Raw genomic sequence first — 12488 nt, 5'->3', positions numbered from 1 at the left:
CAATTTTAAGCCACAGAAATAACGGACACTTCACCAGTTATTTGTAATAAAGGTATCTATCATTTTAACAATGGCCATGGAATCTTTATTCCTCCAGGGAAGTAACCCATCATAACCGGAATAAATTTTCTCAAAGGCACTCTTTAATTCCTCCATCTCATATACCGGAATAACAAAACGATTGCTTCCAAAGGCTTCATTATTCTGAATTTGATGGTCGTTGATATGTTCCCCGTATTTTTCAAGTCTTGTAACTGCAATCACTTTTTTACCGGCATTTAAAGCCTTCATGATGGAACCGGAAGCACCATGGCTGACTACAATATCCGCTGCTTCCACTCGTTCTGTAAATTCCTCCGGTGCTATAAAATCTTCATACTCAAAATGTTTTGGCCGGTATGAAGAGGCCCCAACCTGTGCAAACATAGAATCCGTAATTGTACCATCTTCATATAATTCATCTAATTTTTTAAATAAACGGTCAAAGGGGTAATTACGTGAGCCAACTGTAACAAATATCAATACAAACATCCTCCATATACTGCATTTTTATAATATTTTTTCTGGGTTTCCCACTGAACTATAAAAAGTTCTGAATGTTTCTCCATTCGTTTTCCAGCAACTGTGGGCATATTGGCACGACCAAAGGTCTCAATAAATATAAATTTTTTACGAAAAAGAACCGTCAACAGGTAAAACGGATACGCAACCATAGTGCCTGTTGTAATTACAAAATCCGGGCGTTCTTTTAACCAGATAAATATCGCATATGCTGAATTCCATATCATTTTAGGGAGCATTCTTTTGTCCTTTAAATCTGTCTGTCTCATAAAATATCTTCCCATGGGGGCGGGAAACTGGGTCTTTTCCGTAACAAAAAATCCTATGTATTTATCTGCTAAAGGCTTTAACTTTTGTAATTGCTCCCAATGTCCTCCAGAGGAGGATACAAAACAAAGCTTTGGGGTGCGATTATGCTTTTTAGCCATATTTATCTCCTATCTTAACATTACCTGCTCTGCTTATATTGGTGAGGGTTTCCAGTCGTTTTGTTTATTTTTCTTTACAATAGTATTCACCATACCATTTTGAGAAGCGACGCAAACCTTCCTCTAAGCTTGTGCCGGGTTTAAAACCAAACTCTTTCACTAAATCCTCTACATCTGCATACGTCTGATAAACATCCCCTGGCTGCATAGGCAGAAGCTCCCGCCTTACAGGTTTATGAATTATACCTTCTGACATCAGACATTTTTCAAGGGTATCCACAAAGTGCAGTAAATGTTCCGGCTTATTATTCCCGATATTGTAAACCTTGTATTTTATGCCTTCTTCATTAACGGATGGTATCTTCTCAAGCACTCTTATAATCCCTGTTACAATGTCATCAATATAGGTAAAATCACGATACATATCACCATAGTTATATATAGAAATCTTCTGTCCTTGTACCATTTTATTAGTGAAATCAAAATAAGCCATATCCGGCCTTCCGGCAGGGCCATACACTGTAAAAAAACGTAGACCGGTCGTTTGAAGGTCATAAAGTTTGCTGTAGGCATGAGCCATTAGTTCGTTTGACTTTTTTGTCGCAGCATAAAGAGAAACCGGATTGTCCACCTTATCATTTGTACTATAGGGTATTTTTTTATTAGAACCGTACACTGAGGAACTTGAGGCATAAACAAAATGCTCTACCGGCGTATTACCTGTATCATAAGAATGCCGAACCGCTTCAAGAATATGAAAAAAGCCAACCAGATTACTTTCTATATAAGCATCCGGATTTGTAATAGAATAACGAACTCCGGCCTGTGCCGCCAGATTCACAACTACATTTGGCTCATAACGCTCAAACATCTGATTCACCATTTCTTTATCCGCAATATTTCCTTTTACGAAAACAAATCGTTCCTTGGTATGTAATTCTTTTAGACGGTATTCTTTTAGAGTTACCTCATAATAATCATTCATACTGTCAATTCCAATGACTTTGACAGTATCATATGTGGTCAAAAGAGCTTTTGTTAGATGGGAGCCAATGAATCCGGCTGCCCCAGTAATTAAGATTGTTTTACCAGATAACACAGTCACCCTTTCTTCTTTCTTCGTTATAAGTTACAGCTATAAGAAAGAATATCTAATAATAAATATTCACGAGCGGAGATATCTATAGATTGATATTATAAAGAAGGTTTTACTAATTGTCAATATTTTACTGTTAAATTTTGGTTATTTGGGTGATGTGTGCAATCTATACATAGAAATGAAAAAAGACTGGTAAAAATAACAGTCTTAAAAAGACCAATTCATATATTTAATTCCTCAACTAAAATCCTACGATTCATTGGTCTGTCGATGTATGAAATGTTCAAAATACTACCAAATAGTACTTTTAGTTTTAAACATATTGCTTGTTCAATGAGGACTGTTTCCTCGCAGGTCATAAAAAAAGAACCACATATTATTCTATATTCTTAATTTTTTCTCGTATCTTTCATTTTCAGCAGCCTATTGAGGTCGTTTTTAAACAGAATATCCAACTCCTTTACCAGAGACCTACTATCATAATCCCGGCTAATATCCACGGATACGATTGCTTCGGCAATGGCTTGGGGTGTTTGTTGTTCATAATAATGAAGCAGTTTCCCCATAGGTGCGTCCTCTATGGATTGTATCTGCCCTGCGACTACTTGCAGACCGTTTGATAGATAAGTAAGAATTTTAGATGGAAAAGAAGTATTGCAAAAGTCCTCATGGGATTTATAGGTACTAAGTCCAATCTGGCATTTTTGTAGAAATTGATTATACGCCTCACCGTACACTATTCCCTCATAAGTTAATGCTGCTGTTGCAGTTTTATTTATCTTTTCTATCCTATTTGTCAAATCTTTAATTTCTTCTGGGGAACCAAAACCAAGAATGTGTACATGATAATTATCAGGCAAATACTTAGCCGCATAAATCGCTGCCAAAGCACCACCTTTTCTGGGATCTAAGGTGCCGGAATATACAACATGAATTTTATTATCTAAAAAAGAAACCTTTCTATCTTTTTGTACCGTATAAGCACCATAAATAGTCACTGCCGGTTTCTTATCCTTATTAAACTTTTTATTAAGCTCCTTAGAAGCAAAGATAAGTTTATCGGCCTTATGAATTAGGTGGTATTCTAAACGCTTCATAATTGGATTGACATACTGCAAATCCTGATATATTTCTTCCACTTCAAGAATTAAGGTAAAACCTTTTATAAATTTTGCAACTTGTACAGGAAGTATTAATGCTATAGAATGGTATACCAAAACCTGTTCCCTTTTGCGGACATGAAAGAGTAAATAGAAAAATAACTGCATCAGAGAATATATATATTTAAACATGCGGATGTATTTGAAACCAGAACTGAAGGTATGAAAGAGCGTTAGTTCGATGTTATTTGATATCCTTTTCGAATAGCCACAGTAAAAACCTTTTTTATTATCTGTCCAAGCCGGCGAAATAATATTTACTTTGTAGCCGCTATTTGCTAAGGTATCGCTAATATAATTTATCTTCTGAACTGCAGCCAGTGCTGCTTGCCGGTTTTGCAATGTATCCTTACTATCTGAATAGAAAGCTATATATTTTATTTTCTTAGACAAGAATTCCCACCCCCGAATAAAACCGATGATACTTAATCAGTATATTCGAAAAGTGGGAAATCGTGCAGATCGTATTAAGTTACTTAGAGTGAATCAAGATTTTTTTCTAACACAATATTTTTTTGCGTCAATCTTTTTTTTATAAACTTATCTAATAGATACGTAATAACAGCAATAAGCGGAACACCTAAAAACATTCCTAATGCTCCTGCATAAGCGCCACCTATGGTTATGGCAAATATTATCCACAGTGGTTTTAACCCAGTCGATTCACCAAGTATTTTAGGACCTAAATATAGACCGTCGAATTGCTGCAAAATTAATATCATTCCCGCAAAAATTAAGCTTTGAATGGGGTTGATTAGCAGGAAGATAACAATACCTGGAACTGCACCTATAAAAGGCCCAAAATAAGGTATCATATTGGTTATACCCACAATTACACTTAATAAGATGGAATATGGCAAACGTAATATAGACATTAAGATAAAGCATAGGATACCAATAATTAGAGAATCAATGAATTTTCCTACAATAAATTTATTAAAAATGCTTGCACATTCTTTGCCTGTTTCAATGAAGCCATTTGCTCTGTCTACCGACATAATAGAATAAATTAGTCTTTTTGCATTAAATTTCAGATTCTTCCTATCTAATATCATATAACAAGAAATAACAATTGCTAATAATATATTTACAAACATCTTAATAATGGATACAGAAAACAGATATAGCTTTGGTATCATACTACTTAATAACTGCGTACCCTGTCCAATCAAGTCCGGTATCATATTTTCAACATACTCAACTACCGTTTCTAAATTCAAGTCCGGGTACTTCTCATATAAGCTAGTAAAGAAACCATATATCTCATCATACATTTTATTCTGATTGGCTAACAAATCCGTAATGCTTTGTATTAATTGAGGTGTTACATACAGCATCGTAATTGTCAATCCTCCAATAACAAGCAAATAAGAAATAAAAATAGATAAAAATACCCGTAATGCCCTAGACTTGATTTTTACAACATTCTGGAAAAAGTTGCGTAGCTTTATCACCAAAGGATTAATCATAAAGGCAATAAAAAAAGCCAGTAAAAACGGTGATAAGGTATTTAAAAAATTAGCAATTACTTCCTTTGTCTGTTTCATATTAAAGAACAGATAGATAACAAATGCACCAATGATTATAACCATAAGTGCGTATAGGCTTATAGATAAATAGTTCTTATTTGCAAATATCGGTTTTTTATAGGGTCTATTGGTTTCATACATATTTTCTGACTGGAAGTCATTCTTTTCATGCTGTTCCTGTTGGTCTTTTGTCATCTTATGAGGTTTATTATCTGCTGTAATTCCCATAAATGCTCCTTTCGTTGATGCTTTATGATAATTATACAGATATTAGATGTGGAAAGCAATTAATTAATTGTTAAATAAGTATGGTATTTTTCTGATATATCACATTGTATCTGCAGAAAATATCCACATCTTCTTCGTTTGGTTTTTGAGAGTATTATAATCCCACGCTTTATTACTGCGTAATATACTGTTTGGATCATGAATGGAAAAAGTATTGTTGTCATAACCAGTAATAACAATAAAATGACCACTCTGAGTAAAGTCGCCTGGTTTCATACTCAAGATAATTAGATGATTATTATCTAATTCCTTTATCATCCCTTCTTCATTTAACTCCGCTTCTCTGGAATAAATACCAAGAATTCTTGCACCCTCTGTCATAAACGTCCATATTGTTCCATTCTCATTGTAAAAACCAGATTCCATACAAAATTCTGACATCGCCTTAGGATTCATAGATACGTCACCTGTAAGCGCAGTGTATACCATAGACATACAGGTCGGACCACATCCGTTAATTCCGATTATATTATCACCATAACTGGAGTATCCCCAGCGCTTGTCCCATTGTATTAATAGCGGCACATTATCATAATTAAAGTCATCAATTAAGTTAATATCGATTGACTTATCTTTTTCATTAATATAGTCTTTTACGAACTCTACTGCCTCCACATTATCTAGTGCTAATTGTAGAAGGTCAGTCGGATACTTATTATAATTCTTCAATATGACTTTATATTCGGGCACTTCATTCTTTCTTTCACTTAATTCTATAAAATATTGAAAGCGTCTTAGTTGATTTTTTACTTCGGTCTTATGGGTAATTGCATAACCGAATCCAGTTATCCCAATTAGCAAAATACATATAATAAATATAGTAAACTTTTGTTTCTTTCTCAAAAACTTCCTCCTATATTCATGTTATTCTAACAAATTCCCACTCTTAATTTCAATAAAACAAAATAATAATAGAGCCATACCCGGCATTCCAAATAAATATGGGTTAAACTGCGTGCTAATTCCCAGAGCTACAGCAATAAATGTTACAGCTATTACTCTCTCATTTCTTAGCACATTCCTTAATATATACCATAATAGATAAAGACAATAGCTTAACCACAGCATGATACCAGTTATACCTATCTTCATCAGCAGTGCAACACCTGTCATCTCATAAATATACGGCACTTCTTCTGAACTTCTTAAATAATTTATAGCTGAACTTCCATAACCCCATCCGAATAATGGTCGTTCTTTCCAGGTGTTGAGCAATTGCTTAATTTGTATTAACCTAGTCTCATTAGACTTCTTTGTTCCAACTAAAATTTGGGAATCTCTTGATACCTCAAACATTGTGTTATCACTAAAATCTTCATTTTGAGTGGCTGTTGCAAATGTTACTGATATTCTTGAAAATACATAATTATTAAACATTGTCGTATCTATAATGAAAGCATATACCGCTGTCACCGTAATTAAGATTATAAAGTTCCTAAATAAAGAGGCTTGCTTGAACTTTATATGCTTAAATATTAGCATTCCCCCAATAACTACCATACCGCCTACTATTCCAAATATTAAAGACTTGGTGTTTGTTGTAAAAATTGCACATATTCCCAAAGGGATTAAAATTGCAATATCCTTAATTTTGAGCGAATCTATTGTAAAATAAAAGATGAGAACCAACAAAATTCCAGTGGAGTAAATGATGCGAATTCCATCCTTGGGCATCATAACTAGTGGACGCTGGGAATATCCATAGGTTATTTCTTCCCATTTCAGAAATAAATTTAATACAAATGTCGCATCTCCTGCAATTACTTCCCCAACATAAAATATAATATGTACAAGAGCTAATAAAATCACATTGACTTTTATTGCTTTCCTATATTTTTCCCATGGGAATTTATTTAATTTTATTAAGATAACAATAGGAAAATAACAAAGAACCAAAAGGACTGCTTTGGTTTCCTTAAGGCTTTGAATAATAGATGTACCTGAAAAAAATGGAACTACAAACACATAAATTATATTTAATAATAGAAAAAGAGCTAATATAAAATCAAAAAATGTAAAGTAGTTTTTTACGAGATCTATGAATATGCTAATTTTGTTTATTCGTACTTTTTCTTTGTAGCATGGATGACTCTCTTTAGTAGTTATATAAGTTATTTCAGTTACAAGATTTATAATAGTTTTAACTAACAGACCACTAAATACGATTCCAAATAAAATATATCTGATAGGTGTGCCTAGTAAAATCAGCATCTTTCCATTAAAACCTATAAACATTTCAAAAATAAATAGTATGGTGCATAGATATAATAATTTATTAAATATCTTAGTAATAATATTAGTCATTTGTTTTTGTCCTTAAGTCACGTATAATTGCTAACAGCTGTTTAATATCCTTAAATAAATAATCAATTACTTCTCGAAAATTGCTTATTTATTTCTTATGTTAAATTGCCGACTAAGAATTCTAAGAACACATATATAATATAATAAATTCCATTACATATGTGTTCTCACACTTAGCACTACATTATTGTTATTACATATAATTAATTTCTAAACTTAATCGCAGGTAGTCTGTTAACAATATAGATAGAAAAACATGCACTATTTATCAATCAAATGCTCTTCTTAGTGTTTTTTGTGATTTAACTAAATCTAAATCGCTTTCTACCATTATTCTGACTAAGTCTTCAAAAGATGTCTTTCTTGGATCCCATCCAAGAAGCGTTTTTGCTTTTGTAGGATCCCCCAATAACAAATCCACTTCTGCTGGCCTGAAGTATTGAGGACTTACATCAATAACTACTCTTCCTGTTACCTTATCTATACCTACTTCTTCAATCCCTTCTCCTTGCCATTCAATTTCAATACCAACGTGTTTAAAAGCAAAAGTACAAAATTCTCTGACAGTACGTGTTTCTCCAGTTGCAATTACAAAATCTTCAGGTTTATCATGTTGTAAAATCATCCACATGCATTCAACATAGTCTTTAGCATAGCCCCAATCACGTTTAGAATTTAAATTACCTAATGATACTTTCTTTTGTAGTCCAAGCGATATTCTTGCTGCTGCCAATGTAATCTTTCTGGTTACAAATGTTTCTCCACGACGCTCAGATTCGTGATTAAATAAAATACCATTTACTGCAAACATACCATATGCTTCTCTATAATGCTTTGTTATCCAATATCCATACATTTTTGCAACAGCGTAAGGTGACCTCGGATGAAAAGGTGTTGTCTCCTTTTGTGGAATTTCTTCAACTTTACCAAATAATTCTGAAGTTGAAGCTTGATATATTTTAGTAGTCTCGGTTAATCCAGCTATACGGACAGCTTCTAAAACACGTAAGGTACCAATTCCATCAGCATTAGCGGTATATTCCGGTTCTTCAAATGAAACCGCAACATGAGACTGAGCTGCGAGATTGTATATTTCATCTGGCTGTATTTCACTAATGATACGAACAACATTCATAGAATCAGTCATGTCTCCATGAACTAGTTTTAATCTGTTATTAGTTTGATTCAGCTCTTCTAAAAATAAATGTTCAATTCTTTCCGTATTGTTTACGGATGATCTTCGAATTATGCCAAATACTTCATAACCTTTATCCAGTAAAAATTCAGCAAGATAGGATCCATCTTGTCCATTGATACCTGTTATTAGTGCTTTCTTCATATAAATCCTCCAAATAATATATTTGTTAATCCACTTATTACAATGTACTTAATAATACATTATTTTGCATCTATCTCATCCCAGTTGAATGTGATTCTATTAATATCAACATCTGCAAATGTATGACCAATTTGAACTTCTAAAAATTCTATTCCATTTAATGATTTGACCGCATGTTTTGTTCCCGCTGGAAAACGAATTACATCCCCTGCTGAATATAGTTGCTTAATACCATTTATAATAACTTCCGCATTACCAATTAAGATAGTCCAAACCTCATCACGATCATTATGATAATGATAGCTAGAAGACATATTCTCAAATATCTTTATTTTTCTCGTTGAAGTATAAATGCCATCTCTGACAGATGTATCTAGAACCGTAATAGTTCCCCATCTGCGCTCTTCATACATAGGTGGATATGTAAAATTATCGACGCAATCCTTTATTCTAGTGCTTTGTTGTTTATCAGAAATTAATATTCCATCTACAGAAGCTGATATAACAACGTCCTTAGTACCGATTGCTACTATAGGCATTTTAAGTTCGTTAATTATACTTGTATTCTCACAACTTTCATGTAAAACAACATTACCGATTGTATTATTATACATTTGTTCTGTTAAAGCGTTCCAAGTGCCAATGTCCTTCCATGTTCCTGTAAATTCTGCAGCTATTATATTGTCCGCCTTTTCTAACACCTCATAGTCAAAACTAATTTTAGGTAATTCCGAATAATTATTATATAATTGATAATAGTCATCTGATAAACCATAACTCTTTACCTTGTCTAATATTGTTTTTATTTTAAAACAAAAAACACCGCAGTTCCACAATGCACCTTTCTTAATAAGCTCTGAAGCTCCTTCTTTGGTTGGCTTCTCTCGAAATCCTTTTACTTTTATATAATCGGATTCATTTCCGGATACTTCTGGCATTATATATCCATATTTTGATGACGGCTCTATGGGTTTAGCACCAATTAATGCAATATCAGCGTCTGAATTCAATAAAATTGATTCCATTTCTTTTAGTTTTGCAAAATAAGAATCATCAGTATATGGGTCCACTGGCAATATTACAACGGTATCATTTTCATCCGCATGTAATACCGTTTTTAGGTAAGAACACGAAAGAGCAACAGCAGGAAATGTATTCCTCCTCTCCGGTTCTATGGCTATTTTAATTTCATCACCCAATTGACTCTTAATTATTTCAACTTGACCTTTACTAGCTGTAATTATACAATTATTTGATAGGCCGGCCTTAGTTAGCTGCTTCCAAACTCTTTGAATCATGGATGTTGGCTGTTCTTCACAATTTTCGTTATTAATTACTTTGATATATTGCTTTGATCTTAAATCATTAGATAACGGCCATAACCTTTTACCTGAACCGCCTGATAGTAACACTGTATACATGACTTTTCTCCTATTGTAAATTATGCAATTACATTTTTCATATACCAATCATAAGTTAACTTAATTCCAGTTTTTAAATCTATTTTAGGACTCCAACCAACATCCTTAATACGACTTATATCGGTTAATTTCCTGTAAGTACCGTCTGGTTTTGTAGTATCAAAAATAAGTTCTCCCTTATAATCAACTACTTCTTTTATTATTTCAGCTAACTCTTTTATAGTGACCTCTTCACCATATCCAATATTATAAAAATCATTACCAGAATAATTTTTCATTAAATATAAACAAGCATCTGCTAAATCATCACAGAATAAAAACTCTCTTAAAGGTCTTCCAGTACCCCAAATGACAACATCTGAAGAGTTATTGACCTTAGCTTCATGAAATTTCTTAATTAATGCTGGAAGTACATGTGAATTTTCACCAGAAAAATTATCATTAATGCCATACAAATTACATGGCATAACACTGATATAATTCGTGCCGTATTGCTGATTATAATATTGACAAGCTTTTAAACCAGCTATTTTAGCTAACGCATAAGCTTCATTAGTCTTTTCTAAGGGTGAAGTTAATAAGTAGTCCTCTTTTATCGGTTGCGGAGCTTCTTTAGGATAGATACAAGAACTTCCTAAAAACATTAACTTTTTTACATTGTTTTTATAGCAACTACTTATTACATTACATTGAATCTGCATATTTAACATAATAAAATCAGCTGGATATGTAGCGTTTGCGTGAATGCCTCCAACCTTAGCTGCAGCAAGAAATACATAATCCGGTTTTTCTTCTTCAAAAAATGATTCCACTTCTAATTGTCTTGTCAAATCCAATTCTTTATGAGTTCGTGTAATTATATTAAGAAAACCTGATTCCTCTAACTTCCTCATAATTGCAGAGCCCACTAATCCTTTATGCCCTGCAACAAAAATCTTACTCTTTTTATCCATTATATATTACTCCTTTATGCATTTATATTTTCTGCAAGTTTAAATGCATCCAACATACATATATCCATATTATTATAATTCCAAGTCGCAAATCGTCCTAATAAATCGAAATTGTCTATTGCATTAAAATAATCTTTTATTATATTTGTATTTTTTCTATAATTTTTATCGTGTATGACATAAGCAAATTCAGCATATTCTGTATCTATTAAGTCATACAAACCAAGTTGCGCAGGGATAATACTTTGTTTTTCAAGTATATCTTGTTTAACCTCAAACTTATTCCCTATAACTTCAATAGCAGCACTGCAACCTGTAGGGCATGCATAAGTTGAAAAAGCCCCTTGATAACATACTCTGTGAGATTTATAATCACTGGATGGAATATATAACCATGATAAATCTGTTTCTGGGCATTTATAAAGCATTGTAGTTAAACTGTTATATTTTAAGTCTCGTATAGCAGAAATAACTTTATTCGGTAATTCAATAGTATCTGACAGAATAGGTAACGGGAGAGTTGAAATAACTCTGTCATAGTTTCCTTCACCATTAATTAACCATTTACCATTCAAATTTTCTATTTTAATTACAGGCGTATTTAGTTTTATATCTAATCCCTTTGTTAAGGCATTAATCATGGTTTGGATACCGCCATTGAGTGGATAGTAATATGTAGAATGAGGCATTTTCCTCTCTTTTGGATCTTTTAATAAAAGTGAACGGATAATATCTTTCTTTTCTGGTAACGGCATCTTGCCTTGCATCCATCTCGTTTCCATCTCTTTAAGTGAATATGACCAGATTTTTGCATTATATGGTATCATGTAATACTCAGCAATTGCTTGTCCAAAATTCCAAATTAACCAATCATGAAAGTTATCAGGCTCGTCTCCTTGTTGGGACATCATAAAATCATAAATACAATTGGTAGCATCTTCTGATTCCAGCTCACTTAATGACAATTCAAATGGGTATGATACATATCGACCATTAAAATAAATTTTAGCATTTCTAACTGAATATTGCCACTGCTCTTTTGGTAAAAAAGAGAATACCCAATCTACAATTTCCTTATGCTTAGAATTAAATATATGTCCACCGTGCAAGTCATAAACATAATTATCGGTAATACGTGTTTTCGCAAGACCTCCTGCTTCACTACATTTTTCATAAACCACAACATCAATATTTTTCTCCACTAACTTTTTTGCAATTGTAATTCCTGATACGCCTGCTCCTAATACTGCAACTTTCATATATATCCTCCGATTATTTATCAATTAATCCAATACCTTGAATTGTCGTTGAGAAGTTTATATTACTTGTGTCTATCACCTCTTTGTATGATACACTATTTTCACTCAAGTAATCATAAATTTATTTCATCACTTTTGTCTTTAGAA

General features: G+C 32.9%; 11 protein-coding genes. All 11 read right to left on the bottom strand.

The features are described from left to right. Window positions 1-30: 30 nt before the first annotated feature. On the bottom strand, window positions 31-531 hold the full coding sequence (locus acsn021_RS04930; RefSeq protein WP_243167767.1) for a glycosyltransferase: 501 nt from the start codon (window positions 529-531) through the stop codon (window positions 31-33). Continuing rightward, the gene (gene pssD, locus acsn021_RS04925; protein WP_184090536.1) at window positions 519-989 is read right to left on the bottom strand and encodes a PssD/Cps14F family polysaccharide biosynthesis glycosyltransferase; all 471 of its coding nucleotides are present in this window, start codon (window positions 987-989) and stop codon (window positions 519-521) included. The genes acsn021_RS04930 and pssD overlap by 13 nt, the downstream gene beginning before the upstream one ends. A 64-nt stretch (window positions 990-1053) precedes the next feature. Then, on the bottom strand, window positions 1054-2094 hold the full coding sequence (locus acsn021_RS04920) for an SDR family NAD(P)-dependent oxidoreductase (RefSeq protein ID WP_279289854.1): 1041 nt from the start codon (window positions 2092-2094) through the stop codon (window positions 1054-1056). 383 nt (window positions 2095-2477) lie between these two features. After that, a complete protein-coding gene (locus tag acsn021_RS04915) occupies window positions 2478-3641 on the bottom strand; it encodes a glycosyltransferase family protein (RefSeq protein WP_184090533.1) in 1164 nt (387 codons plus the stop codon). An 83-nt stretch (window positions 3642-3724) separates the two neighbouring features. Continuing rightward, the gene (locus acsn021_RS04910) at window positions 3725-5005 is read right to left on the bottom strand and encodes an AI-2E family transporter (protein WP_184090530.1); all 1281 of its coding nucleotides are present in this window, start codon (window positions 5003-5005) and stop codon (window positions 3725-3727) included. Window positions 5006-5104: 99 nt separating this feature from the next. Then, window positions 5105-5908 carry a C39 family peptidase gene (locus acsn021_RS04905; RefSeq protein WP_184090527.1) on the bottom strand — a complete coding sequence of 268 codons (804 nt, stop codon included), beginning with the start codon at window positions 5906-5908 and terminating at the stop codon, window positions 5105-5107. Window positions 5909-5929: 21 nt separating this feature from the next. Beyond that, the gene (locus acsn021_RS04900; RefSeq protein ID WP_184090524.1) at window positions 5930-7369 is read right to left on the bottom strand and encodes an O-antigen ligase family protein; all 1440 of its coding nucleotides are present in this window, start codon (window positions 7367-7369) and stop codon (window positions 5930-5932) included. Window positions 7370-7637: 268 nt separating this feature from the next. After that, on the bottom strand, window positions 7638-8708 hold the full coding sequence (gmd, locus tag acsn021_RS04895; protein ID WP_184090521.1) for a GDP-mannose 4,6-dehydratase: 1071 nt from the start codon (window positions 8706-8708) through the stop codon (window positions 7638-7640). 59 nt (window positions 8709-8767) lie between these two features. Continuing rightward, window positions 8768-10129, bottom strand: coding sequence for a sugar phosphate nucleotidyltransferase (locus tag acsn021_RS04890; RefSeq protein ID WP_184090518.1), 1362 nt, complete (start codon window positions 10127-10129; stop codon window positions 8768-8770). Between the two features lie 20 nt (window positions 10130-10149). Further along, a complete protein-coding gene (locus acsn021_RS04885; RefSeq protein ID WP_184090515.1) occupies window positions 10150-11082 on the bottom strand; it encodes a GDP-L-fucose synthase family protein in 933 nt (310 codons plus the stop codon). A gap of 14 nt (window positions 11083-11096) precedes the next feature. Next, a complete protein-coding gene (locus tag acsn021_RS04880) occupies window positions 11097-12341 on the bottom strand; it encodes a protoporphyrinogen/coproporphyrinogen oxidase (RefSeq protein ID WP_184090512.1) in 1245 nt (414 codons plus the stop codon). Between the last annotated feature and the right edge of the window lie 147 nt (window positions 12342-12488).

Origin of the sequence: Anaerocolumna cellulosilytica (assembly GCF_014218335.1) — a bacterium.
In the GTDB taxonomy this organism is placed as follows: domain Bacteria; phylum Bacillota; class Clostridia; order Lachnospirales; family Lachnospiraceae; genus Anaerocolumna; species Anaerocolumna cellulosilytica.
The sequence above is the reverse complement of the archived record's forward strand: the minus strand, read 5'-3'. Positions and strand labels throughout refer to the sequence as shown.